This is a genomic window from Achromobacter maghribensis, from assembly GCF_057334215.1.
In genome coordinates, this window is sequence record NZ_JBHFII010000004.1 from 84,531 (window position 1) to 102,183 (window position 17,653).

18 protein-coding genes are annotated in these 17,653 nt (G+C 62.2%); 10 read left to right on the forward strand and 8 right to left on the reverse strand.

Going from position 1 to position 17,653, the window contains the following annotated elements; translation table 11 throughout:
* Window positions 1-3: 3 nt before the first annotated feature.
* The 4 genes from ACE039_RS01140 to ACE039_RS01155 all read left to right on the forward strand — a co-directional run bounded on the left by ACE039_RS01140 (window position 4) and on the right by ACE039_RS01155 (window position 3,632).
* Window positions 4-867 carry an ABC transporter permease gene (locus tag ACE039_RS01140; protein WP_485821438.1) on the forward strand — a complete coding sequence of 288 codons (864 nt, stop codon included), beginning with the start codon at window positions 4-6 and terminating at the stop codon, window positions 865-867.
* Between the two features lie 68 nt (window positions 868-935).
* Window positions 936-1,700: an aspartate/glutamate racemase family protein gene (locus ACE039_RS01145; RefSeq protein WP_485821439.1), complete on the forward strand. Its 765-nt coding sequence runs from the start codon at window positions 936-938 to the stop codon at window positions 1,698-1,700.
* A gap of 48 nt (window positions 1,701-1,748) precedes the next feature.
* Window positions 1,749-3,233 (forward strand): alkaline phosphatase family protein, encoded by a 1,485-nt coding sequence (locus ACE039_RS01150; protein ID WP_485821440.1) that lies wholly within the window; start codon window positions 1,749-1,751, stop codon window positions 3,231-3,233.
* Between the two features lie 120 nt (window positions 3,234-3,353).
* Window positions 3,354-3,632 carry a hypothetical protein gene (locus ACE039_RS01155; RefSeq protein WP_485821441.1) on the forward strand — a complete coding sequence of 93 codons (279 nt, stop codon included), beginning with the start codon at window positions 3,354-3,356 and terminating at the stop codon, window positions 3,630-3,632.
* A 146-nt stretch (window positions 3,633-3,778) separates the two neighbouring features.
* Here ACE039_RS01155 and ACE039_RS01160 read toward each other — a convergent pair whose 3' ends face one another.
* The 4 genes from ACE039_RS01160 to ACE039_RS01175 all read right to left on the reverse strand — a co-directional run bounded on the left by ACE039_RS01160 (window position 3,779) and on the right by ACE039_RS01175 (window position 7,533).
* Window positions 3,779-4,744: a Bug family tripartite tricarboxylate transporter substrate binding protein gene (locus ACE039_RS01160; protein WP_448712049.1), complete on the reverse strand. Its 966-nt coding sequence runs from the start codon at window positions 4,742-4,744 to the stop codon at window positions 3,779-3,781.
* Between the two features lie 29 nt (window positions 4,745-4,773).
* The gene (locus tag ACE039_RS01165; protein WP_485821442.1) at window positions 4,774-5,634 is read right to left on the reverse strand and encodes an alpha/beta hydrolase; all 861 of its coding nucleotides are present in this window, start codon (window positions 5,632-5,634) and stop codon (window positions 4,774-4,776) included.
* A gap of 129 nt (window positions 5,635-5,763) precedes the next feature.
* On the reverse strand, window positions 5,764-6,576 hold the full coding sequence (locus ACE039_RS01170) for a DODA-type extradiol aromatic ring-opening family dioxygenase (protein ID WP_485821443.1): 813 nt from the start codon (window positions 6,574-6,576) through the stop codon (window positions 5,764-5,766).
* A gap of 33 nt (window positions 6,577-6,609) precedes the next feature.
* Window positions 6,610-7,533, reverse strand: a complete 924-nt coding sequence (locus ACE039_RS01175; protein ID WP_448712044.1) for a DODA-type extradiol aromatic ring-opening family dioxygenase — start codon at window positions 7,531-7,533, stop codon at window positions 6,610-6,612.
* A gap of 402 nt (window positions 7,534-7,935) precedes the next feature.
* Here ACE039_RS01175 and ACE039_RS01180 point away from each other — a divergent pair, with 402 nt between their 5' ends.
* From ACE039_RS01180 to ACE039_RS01205, 6 genes are all read left to right on the forward strand, one after another.
* Window positions 7,936-8,319 (forward strand): MarR family winged helix-turn-helix transcriptional regulator, encoded by a 384-nt coding sequence (locus ACE039_RS01180; protein ID WP_485820892.1) that lies wholly within the window; start codon window positions 7,936-7,938, stop codon window positions 8,317-8,319.
* 163 nt (window positions 8,320-8,482) lie between these two features.
* The gene (locus ACE039_RS01185; RefSeq protein ID WP_448712041.1) at window positions 8,483-9,664 is read left to right on the forward strand and encodes an MFS transporter; all 1,182 of its coding nucleotides are present in this window, start codon (window positions 8,483-8,485) and stop codon (window positions 9,662-9,664) included.
* Window positions 9,665-9,952: 288 nt separating this feature from the next.
* Entirely contained in the window at window positions 9,953-11,098 is a 1,146-nt protein-coding gene (locus tag ACE039_RS01190; protein ID WP_485821444.1) for a muconate/chloromuconate family cycloisomerase, read from the forward strand.
* Between the two features lie 50 nt (window positions 11,099-11,148).
* Window positions 11,149-12,084, forward strand: a complete 936-nt coding sequence (catA, locus tag ACE039_RS01195; RefSeq protein ID WP_485821445.1) for a catechol 1,2-dioxygenase — start codon at window positions 11,149-11,151, stop codon at window positions 12,082-12,084.
* 134 nt (window positions 12,085-12,218) lie between these two features.
* Window positions 12,219-13,517 carry an MFS transporter gene (locus ACE039_RS01200; RefSeq protein WP_313458444.1) on the forward strand — a complete coding sequence of 433 codons (1,299 nt, stop codon included), beginning with the start codon at window positions 12,219-12,221 and terminating at the stop codon, window positions 13,515-13,517.
* A gap of 15 nt (window positions 13,518-13,532) precedes the next feature.
* A complete protein-coding gene (locus ACE039_RS01205) occupies window positions 13,533-14,312 on the forward strand; it encodes a 1,6-dihydroxycyclohexa-2,4-diene-1-carboxylate dehydrogenase (RefSeq protein WP_485821446.1) in 780 nt (259 codons plus the stop codon).
* 68 nt (window positions 14,313-14,380) lie between these two features.
* On the opposite strand, the gene ACE039_RS01210 is transcribed toward ACE039_RS01205, so the two are convergent.
* The 4 genes from ACE039_RS01210 to ACE039_RS01225 are packed head-to-tail and all read right to left on the reverse strand — an operon-like array spanning window position 14,381 to window position 17,653.
* The gene (locus ACE039_RS01210; RefSeq protein ID WP_485821447.1) at window positions 14,381-15,187 is read right to left on the reverse strand and encodes an N-acyl homoserine lactonase family protein; all 807 of its coding nucleotides are present in this window, start codon (window positions 15,185-15,187) and stop codon (window positions 14,381-14,383) included.
* A gap of 12 nt (window positions 15,188-15,199) precedes the next feature.
* Window positions 15,200-15,913, reverse strand: coding sequence for an ABC transporter ATP-binding protein (locus tag ACE039_RS01215; protein ID WP_485821448.1), 714 nt, complete (start codon window positions 15,911-15,913; stop codon window positions 15,200-15,202).
* Window positions 15,900-16,682 (reverse strand): ABC transporter ATP-binding protein, encoded by a 783-nt coding sequence (locus ACE039_RS01220; RefSeq protein ID WP_485821449.1) that lies wholly within the window; start codon window positions 16,680-16,682, stop codon window positions 15,900-15,902. The genes ACE039_RS01215 and ACE039_RS01220 overlap by 14 nt, the downstream gene beginning before the upstream one ends.
* Entirely contained in the window at window positions 16,679-17,653 is a 975-nt protein-coding gene (locus tag ACE039_RS01225; RefSeq protein ID WP_485821450.1) for a branched-chain amino acid ABC transporter permease, read from the reverse strand. The genes ACE039_RS01220 and ACE039_RS01225 overlap by 4 nt, the downstream gene beginning before the upstream one ends.

The following is a 17,653-nucleotide window of genomic DNA, read 5'->3' on the forward strand; positions in this document are numbered from 1 at the left end:
GATATGAGCGTATCAACTACCCCCACCACTGTTCTTGCCGTGCCACGCACAAAACGCAAGCATGTCCCGCTTTCGGTCTATCTGGGAATCGGCTGGATCCTGTTAGTGATTGTCGTATCTTTGGTTGCGGACCTGGCATCGCCCTATTCCTTCACGGCCATTGACCTGCGCAATCGGCTAAGCGGTCCTTTTACTGCCGGCCATGTTCTCGGGACGGACGAACTGGGCCGCGACATACTGTCGCGCCTCATCGTATCCATCCGCATATCCCTGCTGGTTGCCTTGGGCGCAACGGCGATATCGGCCTTTATCGGAACATCTATCGGCTTTCTGGCCGCGTATTGCCGCGGTCGAGTGGAGCAGGCGATTCTGATACTCGTTGACTTCCAGGCCGCCATGCCTTTTCTCATTCTTGCTCTTTCCGTGCTGGCGTTCTTCGGAAATTCCCTTCCCCTCTTCATCGGACTCATGGGCTTGTACGGCTGGGAACGCTACGCGCGCATCGCCCGGGGGTTGGCAATATCCGCGGAAGCGCAGGGATACGCGTCTGCAGCTCGGCAAATCGGCGCAAGTCCGGTCAGAGTGTATCTGCGACACATTCTTCCCAATATTGCTTCGACTTTGATCGTGTCAATGACGCTCACGTTCCCAGAGATCATCCTGATGGAGAGCAGCCTTTCCTTTCTTGGCCTTGGCGTGCAACCCCCGATGACAAGCTTGGGCAACATGGTGGGATTCGGCCGGGCCTATATGACGCGGGCGCCATGGATCATGTTCGCTCCAGCCGCCATGATCGTCATCACCACACTCGCGGTCAGCATCGTCGGCGATTGGCTACGAGACCGGCTGGATGCCAGCTTGAAATAACGCCCTCGATCTTTGCCCAGGATTCTCGAAGGCCAGATCCATCCCGCCACAAAAATCTATCCAGAGCCATGCACAACGGACCTTTCCCCCAAAATTCCAGCACGCTGATTTTCCCTGGAAAGCGCATCTACGGCGTCTCCGTCGGCATTGCTCTCATGGACCGCCGCTTTCCACGGCCGGTCGGCGACCTGGGACATCCGGGCTCCTTCGATTTCCCGGTGCTTTATGACATTGCCCATGGGGTAAACAACATGCCAGCCTTGTCCGTTGAGCAAACCGACGCTTTGTACACGCCGCTCTATGCAAGCTGCATGCGCCTGGTCGATCAAGGGGTGTCGGCAGTTACCACCTCCTGTGGCTACGCCGCCCTACTGCAACAGCGCCTGGCAGACGCGCTGCCAGTACCGTTTGTGGCGTCAAGCCTGGCCCAGATCCCTTCCGTCCTTGCGCTGCTCGACGGCAAGGCCGAAATCGGCGTGCTGTCGGCAAGAGGAACCAGTCTCGGCACATCCCATCTGCTTGCGACGGGCGTTGCGGCCGGCCAGCTTCACCGGATTAACGTTCTCGATCTGCAAGAGGCGCCCGCCTTCCGCCATTCGATCCTGGACTACCCGGGCGAAGCCCCCCTGGACGTCATGCGCGCCGGGGAAGAAATTGCCGCCCTATGCAAAGCAGCCATCGTAGCCAGACCGGCCATCAAGGCCTTTGTCGCGGAATGCACCAACGTTGGCCCTTATTCAAAACAGATTCGAACGGCGACTGGTCTGCCCGTGTGGGATAGCGTCACCCTGGTGAACTGGCTGCACCGTGGCACCACAGGTCTGGACGCCTGACGCAAGGTTCCATTTTTCCTTAGATCTATCGTCATACCGGGTAGCTACATGATTCAACCAAGAATTCTGCTCGTCAGCTTCGACGGCCTTCGCCCCGACCTCATCATCCCTCGGCTGATGCCCAACCTGTGCCGGCTAAAGGACGTTGGCGTCACCCTGTCCAACCACCGCACGGTTTACCCGAGCGAGACCCGAACGGCATTTCCCAGCCTCATCACCGGCGCTCCAGTGGGTTCACATGGACTCGTGGGGAACAAGTACCTTGACAGGTCGACTTCACCATCGCGCTACATCGATACTGCCGACGCCGCCCTGCTACGCAGCCTTGATGTCGAAAGCGAAGGGAAACTCATGTCGGTGACTTCGCTGGGGGAGTTACTTGCCCGTGCAGGTAAGAGCATGGCAGTACTCTCCACGAACACGGCCGGCACTACGCGCCTGTTCAATCACAAGGCAGAGGATCTGGGACACATTCGACTATCTGGCCATTACCGGGAATCTTGCACCCCGTCTGAGGTCCTTGCCGAGGTAGAAAGCAGGATCGGACCCTTACCGCCAGCACCGCCGCCGGATGAACCCGATACTCTGGGCCAAAGCTGGATTACAGGAGCCTTTCTCGAGAGCATCTGGCCACAACACCAACCCGATCTGACCATCATCTCTTACGGCGAACCGGATATCACTTCCCATTTTCACGGTACCGGCGCACAAGCCACGTGTGACATCATCAAACACTGTGACCAGGAATTTGGCCGTCTGCTTGATTGGTGGGAATCCGACGGCCAGAAGGCAGGAGTCCAGATCTTTGTGACCTCGGATCATGGCCACATCACTGGGCATGCTCGCGTTTCGGTGCTGGATACCCTTAGGGAAGCTGGTTTTACAGCGTCCTACCAATCGGATGGTACTTCGGCAGTTCTCGTTGTGCCGGGCCAAGTCGGCGCCCTGTACCTCGCCGATCCCACCGACAGGCAGATCACAAAAGTCACAGCCGCAATCGCCAGCCAATCGTGGTGTGGCCCGATCTTCACCCGCTCCAAGAGCGACAGCGAAGGCGTCGCACCCGGCAGCCTGCCGCAACACCTGGTGCTTGCAGATCATCACCGATCGCCCGACATCTCATTTGCTTTCAGGGCAGACGATGGCATCGACCCGTTTGGCCTGGTCGGACGAACCTACTATGACAATCATCGTCGCGCTGGCCTCGGCCTGCATGGTGGGCTGCATCCAAAAGAAATGGCCACGGTGGGCATCGTCGCCGGCTCCGCATTTCCCGCGAAGGGCCATGTTTCCCCAGTGCCTTCAGGCGTATGCGACTTCGCCCCGACCATCATGCATTTGCTCGGTCTGGAGGCGCCCTCGAGCATGCCAGGACGCATTCTGTCTGAAGCCATCGAAAAAGACTCACGAATCCAACTACACGTTCGCTCGGAAGTCTTCACTGCTGGCACCGGCACTTTCAGGCAGGAACTACGACGTGTATACGTCAACGCAAGTGTCTACGTGGAGAGCGGCTTCGCTGAAAGTTCGTGAATGCGACCACCCCGGACAGCGGCTGATGTTGATAACCGCTCGAAGTCCACCGATCACCCGTCACCAGCGCGCTCGCTATGGGAGTATCGTGAAAGTCGGCAAAACACACTGGAGCCCGCCATGCTCGACACTCCCTATATCGAGGCCAGCGCTTCGCAACTGGGCAATCTGACGCAGTTCCTGATCTGGGTGGCCGAACGACCGCGTACCTACGCCGACATCATGGATGCCTGGCGCACGTCATGTCCGCGCCTTTCGGCATGGGAGGACGCGACCGCCAACGGGCTGGTCGATCTGGCCCCCGATCCGTCCGCGGCGACGAAAACCCCGGTGGCGGTTTTGACACCCAAGGGTCGCGCGTGGCTGTCGACGCGCGCGGCGCCCCGCGAGCAGGCATAAGTGCCTGGCTCGGGATGGAGTCGCGGATTTAGAATTGCCGGCGCACATTCGCGTTTATCGAATGCGCGCGGCTGTTGCTGGCATACTGGCCGGCGTATCCCAGCCTTAGCGACGCCGTGCGCTTGCATCGTTGCCGTTGACGCTCTCTATTCGGCTCTAGCGCCCGAAACCTTGACCGTCTCGGCCCACCGTTTCGTTTCTGCGGCAATGAATGCCGCAAATTCTTCAGGCGTGGAGCTGATCGGATTGAGCGACATCGCGGCATTGGCCTGGTCGACTTGAGGGGTCTTGAGCGCAAGCCCAATCGCTTCGTTCATGCGCCCAACGATTGCGTCCGGCGTTCCCTTTGGCGCCACGATTCCTCCCCATGCCACCGCTTCGAAGTTCGGAAACCCGGATTCAGCCATCGTCGGAACATCCGGCATTGTCGCCAGGCGCTTCGAGCTGGTGACCGCAAACGCTTTAAGCGTTCCGTTGCTGATGAACTGTTGCACGCCATTCACGTTGTCGAACATGACGTCGACCCGGCCGCTGACGACATCTGATAGCGCCATGGAACCGCTGCGATACGGCACGTGAGTAATCTCAAGCGCTCCCACGGCTTTCATCATTTCACCGGTCAGATGGCTGCCCGAACCTACCCCCGTTCCGGACGCGAAGTTCACCTTGCCGGGGTTCTGTTTTACATACGCAATAAACTCGGCGATGGAATTCGGCTTGAAGTCCTTCCTTGCAACCAGGATGTAGGGGTTATCGAACAGCAAACCGACTGGAGAAAAGTCTTTGATCGGATCATAGGGCAGGCTGCGATAGAAACTCGTATTAACTGCCAAGGTGATGTTGTTGCCAAAGCCAAACGTGTATCCATCCGGCGCCGCCCTTGCGACCGTACGGGTGCCCACGATCCCGCCAGCGCTCGCCAGGTTTTCCACGATAACCGGCTGTTTGAGAATTCTTCCGATCTGTTCGGCAACGGGACGCGTTGCAACGTCAGGACCCGACCCCGCGGCATAGGGAATGATCAGCTTGATGGGTTTGCTTGGCCAGGATTGCGCCTGCGCTGCCGTAGACAATGTGATTGCCAAGAGCAATATCAATCGGGGAATTTTCATTGCGTTCTCCAAGGTGCCTATTAAATAGTTCATCCGTGCAAGATTTGAATCAGCCGACTCGTCCAGGGCGAGTTCGGTTCCCCTGCCGAAATCGCCGGGGAAAAATGATCACCCGGGAGCACCATGGTTTCGCATGGAAGCCGCAGCCGGCGCAGCTCGACTTCCATGGTTTGATTTCCCTTGACGATGCGTGGCAAATCCTCGCTGGCATAAGCCAGCAACATATAGGGCACGTCCTTGTTCAAGAGACACACCGGGCTCGCCATCGCGGCTTCTGAAACGTCGTTAAACAGATTCAGGTGCGTGCGCTCTTCTCCACTGCCCGGCGCGCGATCGGGATATCGGATGTCAAGAGGCGCGCACAATGGAAAACAAGCGACGATCGACGACCTCGGGATGTCGTGACCGTTCAAGCCCTCGGCACTCAGGGCGGCAAGCGTCATCAAATGACCGCCTGCGGAATGGCCTCCAAGAGCAATGCGGCTGGGGTCCCCGCCATACGTGTGAATGTTCCGATACACCCAGGAAACCGCTGATAAGCAATCGTCCCGCAGCGCCTGCCATTTGAAGCGAGGCGCGAGGCGATACGAAACCGAGACAAACGTAATGCCGGCGGCGACCAAGGCAGGGGCCATCAACCCCACCCACTCCTTGTAGCCATTCGTCCACGCTCCGCCGTGTGCAAAGACCAGCACTGGGCTCGCTCTCCCATCTGCGTTTCGGCTCGGGTACACGTCGAGCCTGTGCGCGGCGGTATCCCCGTATTGGATGTCGGCGACACGTTCGCAGCGCAGTGCGGCAGCGGCCGACAGTTCCAGGGCCGCCTGCGCATAGTCCTCGGCCTCTGGTGGATACAACGGTGGTTGTGCAGGGAGATTGGTAAAACTCATGTCTATTCCGTCTTGATGAAGGTCGTTGCAAGAAAGCGCTGGCCAATAGCGACCCATCGAGACGCCCAACGCGCCCGCGACGGCTCCTTGGCAAATACAGGGCCGCTTGGCAAGCCCCGCTGAAAGGCACTACTGGAGATTGAACTCCACGACGGCGCCACCGCTGCCGTACAGCGGCGCGTACTCGTGCACGATTGCCCGCTTGAAATTCCCACCCATCGCGCCAAGTAGCCAATAGAATTGCTTCAGCCCCATGTCCGGACGCGCTTCTTTGGCATATTCGGGCAGGCTTGCGCGAATAGCCTCCACATCGCCGCCTTCCATCAGGGCAAGCAAACGCCGATTCCACGCGTCATCCGCTTCCGAAAGGAAGTGATCTTTCTGAAGATCGATGTTCTCGCGGAACATGCCGCTGGAGAGCCCGCCGATCCCAACCACCGCGACGCGTTTGTCTTGCAAGGCGTTGGCGGCGATGGCACCCAGCTGCTCCGTCTGCGCGGCGCTGTGGTAAAGGTTATTTGCGGCGATGACCACCGGAAGCATCGATGAGCCGAAGCTCATCAGTGTCGCCGCGGTAATGGTGCCGGTGTCTATCGGGAATTGGTCGTAGTCGACACCGCGTGTCTTGATGCCTGCTTCGTTGCAGGCTTGGACGCATCGATGCGCCAGAGCTGACTCAGAATGAATGTCGAACGGCTGCTCACCGAACTCGTGCCAGTTCTCATCGACATGTAGTCCGGTGCTGCGTGGCCGGGTTATCCAAAGCTGATCCAACACGGCGAACCATTGTGTCGAGTAGACCAGCACGCAATCAGGTTTTGACTCGGCCAGCAGTTTTCCGGCCTGCGCGAAGGCGTCTCGAAGGCGGCCCCACGGCGCAACATCGGGACGCAACTGCGGCAGAGGACTGCCCGGAACAAGAAACGCGGATACGATGCTCATGCAATTCCCCTTTTTCTTTGGCAAGCTGCGCGATCAGGCGGGCTGGGCTGCTGACTTCAGGCCAGAAAGCCCTGCATCCATAAGGTTCCACTCGACCACGGCGTTGCCGGTGCCGATGACGGTGCCATAGCCGTGCAGCCTGCCAGCGAGTTCGGGATATCCCATCGCGGCGTGCATCCATGTGAAGGCGCCGGACTTCACCTCGGCAAAAGCTTCATCAATGAACTGAGGAAGCAGTTGGAAGGTCTCTTTCATGCGGCCTTGTCGCATCAGATTGATCATCCGCACGTCCCACTTGTAGCCGTCATAGCGCTCGGGATGCTCTTTGGTCATGTCTTCGGGCAACTCCGGTTCTTCGTGAAAATGCCAGTGAGACAAGGTATTGCTGGCCAGCAGAACGGCGCGGCGTCCGGTCTTGCGGATGGCCTCCCGCGTGGCACGGCCCAGAAGATCCATCTCGCCCAGGCCTTCCTTGGTGTTGAGGAAATACGGCGTGTTATTGGCGGATATCCCCACAACGGGGATGTCCCATTGTGGTCGGACCATGTGGAGCGTCGTGATCGTTCCGTAGTCGGGCCGGAACTTCGGATTGCGCATCATCTTGCTGACCAGCCCAAGATTTTTGGCCTCTTCGCAGCACGCCTCGGCCAATTCGACGTCCACGTCCATGCCGAAGTCATACCGGAAAATGTTGGGGAAGATGGGATCGACCGAACGCCCGGTAAGCCTGGGAACGCCAAGAAAGTGGTGCCCCACCTGCGTAATCCAGTGAGGGGAATGGACCAGCAGCACGTCGGGCTTCATGCGTTCGATGCTCTCGCGCGCGTGCTCATACGCCCAGCGCAGCGGCTCCCAGCCGCCTTCAGACCGCGGTTCGTTCTGGGGCGGGTTTTCACCGTAGACCAGATGGGGAGGATGCGGCGCCAGGAAACCGGAGAGTATCAGTCCTTCGCTCATGATGAAGCTCCTTACTTTGACAGTTGAAGCTCACCTCCGCGGCGGCATCCTGCGGACTGGGCTTTATCAGACGTATACGTACTATCGTAGGTCGGGGCGGGACGCTAAGAAACGCGTACAAACCCTATATTTATTGCTTAGTTGTAATGGCAAGAACTTTTGGAAGAAACCGGAACTTATACGTACACGTGCTATTGTAACTACGCGGGGTCCCTACCTAATATCCTCAACGACCGTAAAAGCGCTGCGATAAAAATGGCTCGATCACCCTCCCCCAAGCTTCCCCCACCGCATGTCTTGCCTTCGCCCGCCCCGGCGAAAGTCGAATCACTGCTGCAGAATTTCCGCCTTGAGGATGTGCCGTCCCATCTTCTACGCCGGGCTCATTTCAAGGCCGAGGAGATGTTCGCGGCTACGTTTCCCGGCGAGGGGGTAACACCCAGGCAAAAAGCCGCTTTAGTCTTGCTTTACCAAGAGCCCGGGCTTAGCCAAAACTCCTTGGCGGAACGCTTGGCAATGGATCGCAATACCGTCGCCGAAATGGTGAGACGCATGCATAGCGGCGGACTGATAGAACGACGGCCGTCGCCGACGGACGCTCGGGCCTACCAGCTTTATGTCGCGCCAGCCGGTATGGACCTTCTGTGCAGGGTGATGCCGCGCGATGTCCTGGTGGAAGACCAGCTGCTGGCTCGCCTGCCCGAGGAATACCGGGGACTGTTCGTCAAGTGCTTACGCTTGATTGTTGAGTACGGCAATGACGCGGGCCCGCCAAAGCCTGATTGACGAATGCCGGTCCAGCGCGGGCAAGCGCACGCTGTCAGGCGGTTGACAGGCGAACGCGGAAGGCTCCCGCTACACTCTCGGGATCCCGCGTCGATGGCCGCTGGGCCGGCCCGCGCGCAAAGGTAAGTCGGCAGGCAGGCGGCCGTGCTCCCAACGTTTCTTCATGTCGCAACCTGATTCGTTCAATCTGAAGCAGATCGCCATCCCGGCGTTCGGCCCGTCGCTCCTTTATGGCATCAGCAATGGTGCCATCCTTCCCGTAATCGCGTTAACTGCGCGAGAACAGGGCGCCTCGTTGGCCACCGCCGGCCTGATCGCCGCCCTTATCGGGGTCGGCTCGCTGCTCTCCAACATTCCGTCCGCGCTGATCACCGAACGCTTCGGCGAGAAGCGCGCAATGACCGGGGCTGCCCTGTTGAGCGTGATCGGCCTGGCGCTTGTAATCGGCATTCCCACCCTGTGGGTGCTGGCGCTGGCCATGCTGATGCAGGGGTGCGCGCAGTCGGTGTTCCAGCTAGCGCGTCAGAGCTACATGATCGAGGTCGTACCGCTGGCGTACCGGGCGCGCGCCCTGTCCACGCTGGGCGGTACGACCCGAATCGGCACCTTCATCGGTCCCTTCGCGGGCGCAGGGCTCATCCATTATCTGGGTCTTGACGGCGCTTATTGGATTGCCATCAGCGCCATGCTCGGCGCGGGATTCATCGCCCTCAAGGCGCCTGACATCGAGCCCTCCGGTGGCGCGGGCGCGGGTGCGCCGCGAGTCCGCATGGGTGAAGTCGCGCGTGACCATCGCGGCGTGTACGCTACGCTCGGCGTCGGCGTAATGCTGATCAGCGCGCTGCGCGCGTCGCGCCAGGTGGTCATTCCGCTGTGGGCGGACCATCTTGGCCTGGACGCCACCACCACCTCGCTCGTTTATGGGCTGGTCGCCGCGGTCGACATGTCCGTGTTTTATCCGGCGGGCAAAGTAATGGACCAGCGTGGCCGCCTGTGGGTGGCGCTGCCGTGTACGCTTCTGATGGGACTGAGCCTGATGGCGATCCCGCTAACCAGCGGCGTGGCGAGCTTCGTCCTGGTGTCGGCGCTGCTGGGTTTTGGCAACGGCATTGGTTCAGGCATCGTGATGACGCTGGGCGCCGACGCCGCGCCAGCAGGGGCGCGCACCCAATTCCTGGGTATCTGGCGCTTCATGGCCGACCTGGGCGCCAGCGGTGGGCCGGTGGCGCTGTCGGTGCTGACCGCCCTGGTGTCGCTGGGCGGCGCGTCATTCGGCGTTGGCTCGCTGGGTTTGGTGGCAGCTGGTGTGTTCTGGCGCTGGCTGCCTCGCCGCGCGCAGACTTGACCCCGTTAAGCCGGTAAAGGCCCCGCCCACGAACAGCCAGCCTTACATACCCTAAAGGTATTAGGTGCGATATCAAGGCCCGCAGCGAATACCGCATTCTTCCTGACACCCCCTTTACTGATAAACCCTTATAGGTAAGAAGCCGGATGCACGGCGATGACCTTCAACAGGGCGTGATCCACGATATATACCTACAAGGTATCAATTTGGACTCCTAAAGTATTGGACGCAAAAAGCGGGCGGGACCTATAAATCCACATCCCGACCCTTATCCTTTTTGTGCCAAACATGCCCGCAGCAACTATCGAACGCATCGAAACGTCTCTCATCGATCTTCCGACCATTCGGCCGCACAAACTATCCGTCGCCACGATGTATGGGCAGACGTTGATGCTTGTCCGGGTGGTGTGCAGCGATGGGGTCGTGGGTATCGGCGAAGGCACCACCATTGCCGGCATGGCGTACGGGCCTGAAAGCCCCGAGGCAATGAAGCTGGCCATCGACGCCTACTTCGCACCCGCGATGATCGGCCAGGACGCCACCCGCATCCAGGCCCTGATGGCGCACCTGGGCAAGCTTGTCAAAGTGAACCACTTTGCCAAGAGCGCGCTGGAAACCGCGTTGCTGGACGCGCACGGCAAGCGTTTGGACCTGCCCGTCAGCGAACTGCTGGGCGGACGCCGCCGCGATCGGCTGCCGGTGGCATGGGCACTGGCCTCGGGCGATACCGCGCGCGACATCGCCGAGGCGGAACAGATGCTGGATACGCGGCGTCATCGCATTTTCAAACTGAAGATCGGCAGCAGGGACCCCAAGGTCGATATCCAGCATGTGGCTGATATCAAGAGCGCGCTGGGCGACCGGGCGTCCGTGCGCGTGGACGTCAACATGGCCTGGAGCGAGGCGCAGGCCGCCTGGGCCATTCCCGCGTTGGCGCAGGTCGGCTGTGAACTGGTCGAGCAGCCCGTGGCCAGCGCGGTGTCGCTGGCGCGACTGATGCGACGCTTTCCCATTGCACTGATGGCCGACGAAGTGGTGCAAGGCCCTGAAAGTGCTTTCGGCATTGCCCGCGAGCACGGAGCCGATGTGTTCGCCATCAAGATCGAACAAAACGGCGGCCTGTTCGCCGCCCAGCGTGTAGCCGCGATTGCCGATGCGGCGGGTATTGAGCTGTACGGCGGCACGATGCTGGAAGGCGCAGTCAGCACCATCGCGGCGGCGCACCTGTTCGCCAGCTTCGCTCAACTGCAATGGGGCACGGAACTGTTCGGCCCCTTGCTCATCACCGAAGAAATCCTGACGCAGCCGCTGGACTACAGCGACTTTGAACTGACCGTGCCCGCCGGCCCCGGCCTGGGTATCGAACTGGACGAGGCTCGGGTCAAGCGCTTCACCCGAGACGGGCTGATCAAAGTGACCAACAAACGACAGTGATTGCGGGCGCCATTCCCCGCATGCAGCGAAAACCAAACGGAGACAGAACCATGAGCCTGAATATTTTCAACAGCAAGGAAGTCCAGGACCTGCTGGCCGCCGCCACCAATCTGGAAGGCACCGAGGGCACCCCTCGTTTCAAGCAGATCGCGCACCGCTTGTTAAGCGATCTCTTCAAGGCAATAGACGACCTGGACATTACGCCGGACGAAGTCTGGGCCGGCGTGAACTACCTGAACAAGCTGGGCCGCGACGGCGAAGCCGCGCTGCTGGCGGCCGGCCTGGGCCTGGAAAAATACCTGGACATCCGCATGGATGAAGAGGACAAGCGTGCGGGCCTGGACGGCGGCACGCCGCGCACCATCGAAGGTCCGCTGTACGTGGCCGGGGCGCCGCTGCGCGATGGCGCGTCGCGCATTGACCTGGACGCGGACGAGAACGCCGGCCCGCTGGTGATACGCGGCGTGGTCACCGACACGAACGGCGCGCCGCTGGCCAACGCAGTGGTCGAATGCTGGCACGCCAACTCCAACGGCTTTTACTCGCACTTCGACCCCACCGGCGCGCAGACCGATTTCAACCTGCGCGGCGCGGTCAAGACCGGCCCCAATGGCGAATACGAATTCCGCACCCTCATGCCGGTCGGCTACGGCTGTCCGCCGCAGGGCGCCACGCAGCAGCTGCTGGACACGCTGGGCCGCCACGGCAACCGCCCCGCGCACGTGCACTTCTTCGTCAGCGCCGACCAGCACCGCAAGCTGACGACGCAATTCAATATCGAAGGCGACCCGCTGATCTGGGATGACTTTGCGTATGCCACGCGTGAAGGTTTGATTCCGCCCGTGGTGGAAAAAACCGGCGGCGACAAGCTGGGCTTGAAAGCCGATTCCTACAAGGAAATCGAATTCAACTTTGCGCTGACCAGCCTGATACAGGGCAAGGACAACCAAATCGTCAACCGCCCGCGCGCCAGCGCCCAGGCGTAACGCGGCAAGGCCTTGCGCGCCGCCTTGCGCAGGGCCGTCTCGACCACATACCAATAACGCATCAAGCGAACCACGAGGGGACTCCCATGTCGGCAGCAACGCTATCCATACCCACTTTGATTGATAAGAATCGAATGAGCGCCTTTCAATGGCGTGTTTTGATTCTGTGTTTTCTGATTGCCTTGTTCGACGGCTTCGATACGCAGGCAATGGCCTTTACCGGCCCGGCCATTCTGGTCGCCTTCAAGCTGCAGTCGGGTGAACTGGCGCCGATTCTTACCGCCGGCATCGTCGGCATGACCGTGGGCGCGATGTTGCTGGGCTTGGTGGGTGACCGCATCGGCCGTCGGCCCGCCGCCTTGATGGGCGTAGCCGTGTTTGGCCTGGCAACGCTGCTGACCGCGGGCGCCACGGAAACCTGGCAAATCCTGGCGCTGCGCTTTATCGCCGGCCTGGGCATGGGCGGCTGCACCCCTATCGTGCTGGCGCTGGCCGCCGAATATGCGCCCGCCCGCCTGCGCGGCACCGTCATCACCGGCGTGCTGCTGGGCCTGCCGGCCGGTGCCATGCTGGGCGGCTTGCTCGCCGCGCGCATGCTGCCGGTGATTGGCTGGCAAGGCATCTTCATCGTCGGTGGCATCGCGCCGCTGCTGTTGCTGGTTGCGTTGTTCGCATTGCTGCCGGAATCGCTGCAATTCAAGGCCATGCGCGGCGACGCCGCCGGCCAGGGCTATGTGGCTCGCATCCTTGCCAAGATCTCGGGCCAGCCGCTGCCGGCCGGCACGCGCTTCACCGTGCCGGAAGACGCCACCATCCGCGCCAGCGTCAAGGCCCTGTTTGCCGATGGCTACGCGCGCAAGACCATCGCAATCTGGTCGATCTATCTGCTGAACTGGGTGGCCTGGTTCATGCTGCTTTCGTGGCTGCCCACCGTGCTGAAGGCCGCCGGGCTGCCCGCCGACCAGGCGCCCATGGGCACGTTCACCGTGAACCTGGTCTTTATCGTCTGCGCGATTCCGCTGTCCTATCTGATGCCGCGCGTGCCGACGCGCTCGCTGTTGATGGCCATGTTTGCGCTGGGCATCGCGGTGTCGCTGGGCCTGGGGTATGCGGGCACTGACTGGACGCTGGTGTTCATTCTGATCGGCGCTGCCGGCCTGGGTATCGGGGGCCAACAATTGGCGCTGAACTACCTGGTGATCGGCGCCTATCCCACCGCGCTGCGCGCGACCGCCACGGGCTGGTCAATCGGCATCGGCCGCGCCGGGGCCATCATTGGCTCGGCCGTCGGTGGCAGCTTCCTGGGCTGGTTCGGCCCGTCGGGCTTCTTCCTGGCGCTTGCGGTTCCGCTGGCCGGGGCGTTGCTGGCGGTGCTGGCCGTCGACACCAAGACGTCGCGGCCCGTGCCGGGCGACCTGTCGCGCGCGCACTAAATCGGAAACCGTCTTATGAACCGCTTTGAAAATCAGATTGCATTGGTCACCGGCGCCGCCCAAGGCGTGGGCCGCGCCACGGCCAGGCGGCTCGCCGCCGAAGGCGCCAGCGTAGTCCTCGTCGACCGGGCCGCCGACCTGGGTGCGGCCGTGGCCCGCGAGATCCGCGAAGACGGCGGCCAGGCGTCCTTCATCAGCGCCGACCTGGAAACGCATGCCGGCGCGCAGGCAATGGTGGAATACACCCTGGACACCCACGGCCGCATTGACGTGTCCGTGCATAACGTGGGCGGCACCATCTGGATGAAACCCTTCTGGGAATACACGCCCGACGAGATGCAGCGCGAAGTGAACCGTTCGCTGTGGCCCACGTTGTGGTCGTGCCGGGAAGTCATCCCGGTAATGCGCAAGCAAGGGCGCGGCGCAATCGTCAACGTGGGGTCGAACGCCACGCGCGGCATCTATCGTGTGCCGTACTCCGCGTCCAAGGGCGGCGTGCACGCGGCCACCATCTGCATGGCGCTGGAGCTTGCCGAAAGCGGCGTTCGCGTGAATTGCGTGTCGCCCGGTGCGCTGGACAACGGCGTGCGCGCCATCCCGCGCAATACCGAACCGCCGTCGCAGCAGGACCAAGCCTGGCAACAAGAGATGTACACCGACTGCCTGGCAACCACGCCCATGCACCGCATGGGCAGCATGGAGGAAGTCGCCGCCGCCATCTGCTTCATGGCGGCCCCGGAAGCGTCGTATGTCACCGGGCAGGTGATGTACGTCGCGGGCGGGCATTTGGGGTAAGGCTTCCCGGCAAGGGGCGGCCGGCTTGCAGGCGCCATGCATCCGGCCATTGACGCTCCGCCGGATTTCTACCCACCATAAAGCCGCGGTGGTCGATGCAACATCGCCACATGCGGCGAATCCTGCCACTTGGGATACCGATCCAGCACCAACGGGTCATGCCCGGGCACGACATGCTGATCGGATTGCGCCGCGCCATATAGCTTCGCGTAGCCCGACAGCATCCGGGCCGTGTTGTAGACGATCGGAAACGGCCTGCCCTGGCCCATGTTCTCGTAGTAATGGCTGGCGTCCGACGCCAGCACCACCCAGCCGCGTTCGGTATGCACGCGCACCGCTTGCAGGCCTTTCGTGTGGCCGCCGATGTGCAGCAGTTCCACGCCCGGCAGCAACGTCCCGTCGCCGTCGTGAAACTGCACCCGGCCGTCGTAGACGCGCCTGACCAGCGTGACCACGTCACCCACCGCATAGGCATGCCGCAGCGGTTCAAAGCACATGCAGCGGCCGGTGGCGTAGTCAAGCTCATCGTCCTGCACATGAAAACGCGCGCTGGGTAGCAGGTCCAGGTTGCCCGCGTGGTCGTAATGCAGATGGGTCAGCACCACGTGCTGCACGTCTTCGGGCTGCACGCCCAGCGGGGCCAGGGCCGCGATGGGGCACTGGATCAGTTCGCGGCGTCGCACGCGCGCCATGTCGGCATTGAAGCCGGTGTCGACCAGCACAACGCGGCCCGTGCCGCATATCAGCCACACGAAGAAGTCCATGGGCATGTCGCCGTCGTGCGGATCGCCGCCCAGGAAGTTGTCGCGTCGCTGGCGCGGCATCCGGGCGTAGCGGATGGCGTAGACCTCGTATTCCGGAAGAACGGTTTGCATCGCCAGACTCACTCAAATGCCCAGATAGGCTTTCTGCACGAAGGGGTCGGCCAGCAGTTCGGCGCCCTTGCCGCTGCGCACCACCTCGCCATGTTCGAACGCATAGGCGTGATGCGCCAGGCGCAGCGCCAGCCGCGCGTTCTGCTCGACCAGCACAATGGCGATGCCGCTATCGCGGTTGATGCGTTGAATGGCGTCCGCGATCTCGGCCACGACCTTTGGCGCGATGCCCAACGACGGCTCGTCAAGCATCAGCAGACGAGGTTGCGCCATCAGCGCGCGGCCAATGGCCACCATCTGTTGCTCGCCACCCGACAACGATCCCGCCAACTGCGCGCGCCGTTCCTGCACACGCGGAAACAGCGTGTAGATCTCGTCCAGCCGCGCGCGAACGCGGCTACGCGACCTGACGCCATGCGCGCCCGCCATCAAGTTATCCAGCACAGTCATGCGGCCGAACAAGCGCCGCCCTTCTGGCGACAAGGCCAGCCCGGCCGACACCCGCGCCGCCGAACCCAGCCGCACGATGTCCCGCCCTTCAAACACAATGCGCCCGCCCGCCGCCGGCGCCAGGCCGATCAGCGCTTTCAAGGTGGAGCTTTTGCCCGCGCCGTTCGAGCCAACCAGCGCAACGATCTGGCCTTGTTCAACCGTGAAGCTGATGCCGCGCACGGCCTCCAGCGGCCCGTATCGAACCTTCAGGTCCTGGACTTCAAGCATGGGCATAGTCGGGGGCTCCCAGATAGGCTTCGATCACGGCGGGGTTGTCGCGAATGGCTTGCGGCGTGCCCTCGGCGACTTTCTCTCCTTGCACCAGCACCACGATGCGATGGCAAAGTTCCATGACCAGCGCCATGTGATGTTCCACCAGCAGCATCGTCAGCCCTTCCTCGGATTGCAGGCGACGCAGTAAACGCCCCAGCTCGTTGCATTCTTCGTGGTTCAGGCCCGCCGCCGGCTCATCCAATAGCAACATGCGCGGCCGGCAGGCCAGCGCCACCGCGATGCCCAGTTTTTTCTGCAAGCCATAGGCCAGCGACCCGGCCGCGGCGTCGCGCCCGCCTTGCAGGTCAAGCAGGACCAGCAGCCGGTCCACCTCCCGCGCCACCTCCGGCGCCGACAACAAGTCCTGGTCACGCCCGGCCAGATGGCGCAGCCACGAATGTCGAACGCGCGACAGCATGCCGCGCCGAATGTTCTGGGCCACCGTGGCCTCGGGATAGGTGGAAGTGGATTGAAACGTGCGCGCCAGCCCTCGCACCACCACACGGCTGGGCGGCCCGCCGGAAATATCACGGCCGTCGAAATGCACGGAACCCGCCGATGGCGGCATCGTGCCGCTGATGACGTTGAACGCTGTCGTCTTGCCCGCGCCGTTGGGGCCGATCAGGCCGACGATTTCGCCTGGGGCGACGGTGAAGCTGACGTCGCGCAAGGCCGTCAATCCGCCAAAACTGCGCGACAGGCCCTGCACCTGCAATAAAGGCTGGGTCATTGGGACTCCTTGTGCCGGCGCGCCTGCCACGGCCCCGGCAAGCCGGCCAGGCCCGCCGGCAGAAAACGCAGGATCAGGATCAGCGCCGCGCCATAGAAAATGTGCTGCGTCTGCACCGCGCCGCGAAACAGCTCGGGCAGCGGCGTCAGCACCATGGCGCCGATCAGCCCGCCCCATACCGACCGGCGCCCGCCGATGACCAGCATGATGATGAAGCCGATGGAGATGCTGGCGTTGAACGACTCGGGCGACACATACCCCACGTAGCGCGCCTGCAAGGCGCCGCCCGCCGCCGCCAACGCGCAACCGGCCACAAAGGCGCACAGCTGGATCCGGTGCACGCCAAGGCCGGTGGACTCGGCCAGCGCGGGGTTTTCCGCCACGGCGTCGATGGCATGGCCGAACGGCTGTCTTGCCACCACGCTCAAGAGCGCCACGGAGGCCAGGGCCACGCACAGCGCCAGGCCGTAAAAGCTGGCGCGCGTATCGAACGCCATACCGGCCAGCGCGGCCGGCGGGATGCTGGCGATGCCGTTCGCGCCGCCAGACCAGGACGAGCCGTCCAGCAGGATCAGCCGCACCAGTTCCCCGAACGCGAAGGTCACCAATACGAAATAAACGCCTTTCAAGCGCAGGATGATTGCGCCCAGCGTCAGGGCCACCAACGCTGTCAACGCCACGCCGACCAGCGTGGCGGGCAGAAAGCTCCATCCCAGATAGCGCGCGGCCAGTACCGAGCCGTAGGCGCCCAGCGCGACGAAGGCCGCATGCCCCAGCGACAACTGCCCGCAGCGCGCGATCAGCGCCAAGCCGTTGACGATCAGTACGTTCAGGCAGGTCAGCACCGCCAGGTGCTGAACGAACGGTCCGGCAAACCAGGGCGCGAACGCCGCGACGGCCAACGCGGCCCACAACAGCCAGCGTAATGGCGCGGGCCGCGCCATGCCTGCGTCAAGCGAAAGGTCCGTCAT

What these genes read in the sequence shown, in the direction of transcription:
- ACE039_RS01225 (WP_485821450.1), bottom strand. Translation starts at nt 17,653, where the DNA reads ATGACGGACCTTTCGCTTGACGCAGGCATGGCGCGGCCCGCGCCATTA.
- ACE039_RS01210 (WP_485821447.1), bottom strand. Translation starts at nt 15,187, where the DNA reads ATGCAAACCGTTCTTCCGGAATACGAGGTCTACGCCATCCGCTACGCC.
- ACE039_RS01170 (WP_485821443.1), bottom strand. Translation starts at nt 6,576, where the DNA reads ATGAGCATCGTATCCGCGTTTCTTGTTCCGGGCAGTCCTCTGCCGCAG.
- ACE039_RS01155 (WP_485821441.1), top strand. Translation starts at nt 3,354, where the DNA reads ATGCTCGACACTCCCTATATCGAGGCCAGCGCTTCGCAACTGGGCAAT.
- ACE039_RS01150 (WP_485821440.1), top strand. Translation starts at nt 1,749, where the DNA reads ATGATTCAACCAAGAATTCTGCTCGTCAGCTTCGACGGCCTTCGCCCC.
- ACE039_RS01215 (WP_485821448.1), bottom strand. Translation starts at nt 15,913, where the DNA reads ATGCCCATGCTTGAAGTCCAGGACCTGAAGGTTCGATACGGGCCGCTG.
- ACE039_RS01200 (WP_313458444.1), top strand. Translation starts at nt 12,219, where the DNA reads ATGAGCGCCTTTCAATGGCGTGTTTTGATTCTGTGTTTTCTGATTGCC.
- ACE039_RS01175 (WP_448712044.1), bottom strand. Translation starts at nt 7,533, where the DNA reads ATGAGCGAAGGACTGATACTCTCCGGTTTCCTGGCGCCGCATCCTCCC.
- ACE039_RS01165 (WP_485821442.1), bottom strand. Translation starts at nt 5,634, where the DNA reads ATGAGTTTTACCAATCTCCCTGCACAACCACCGTTGTATCCACCAGAG.
- ACE039_RS01145 (WP_485821439.1), top strand. Translation starts at nt 936, where the DNA reads ATGCACAACGGACCTTTCCCCCAAAATTCCAGCACGCTGATTTTCCCT.
- ACE039_RS01180 (WP_485820892.1), top strand. Translation starts at nt 7,936, where the DNA reads ATGTTCGCGGCTACGTTTCCCGGCGAGGGGGTAACACCCAGGCAAAAA.
- catA (WP_485821445.1), top strand. Translation starts at nt 11,149, where the DNA reads ATGAGCCTGAATATTTTCAACAGCAAGGAAGTCCAGGACCTGCTGGCC.
- ACE039_RS01205 (WP_485821446.1), top strand. Translation starts at nt 13,533, where the DNA reads ATGAACCGCTTTGAAAATCAGATTGCATTGGTCACCGGCGCCGCCCAA.
- ACE039_RS01140 (WP_485821438.1), top strand. Translation starts at nt 4, where the DNA reads ATGAGCGTATCAACTACCCCCACCACTGTTCTTGCCGTGCCACGCACA.
- ACE039_RS01190 (WP_485821444.1), top strand. Translation starts at nt 9,953, where the DNA reads ATGCCCGCAGCAACTATCGAACGCATCGAAACGTCTCTCATCGATCTT.
- ACE039_RS01185 (WP_448712041.1), top strand. Translation starts at nt 8,483, where the DNA reads ATGTCGCAACCTGATTCGTTCAATCTGAAGCAGATCGCCATCCCGGCG.
- ACE039_RS01220 (WP_485821449.1), bottom strand. Translation starts at nt 16,682, where the DNA reads ATGACCCAGCCTTTATTGCAGGTGCAGGGCCTGTCGCGCAGTTTTGGC.
- ACE039_RS01160 (WP_448712049.1), bottom strand. Translation starts at nt 4,744, where the DNA reads ATGAAAATTCCCCGATTGATATTGCTCTTGGCAATCACATTGTCTACG.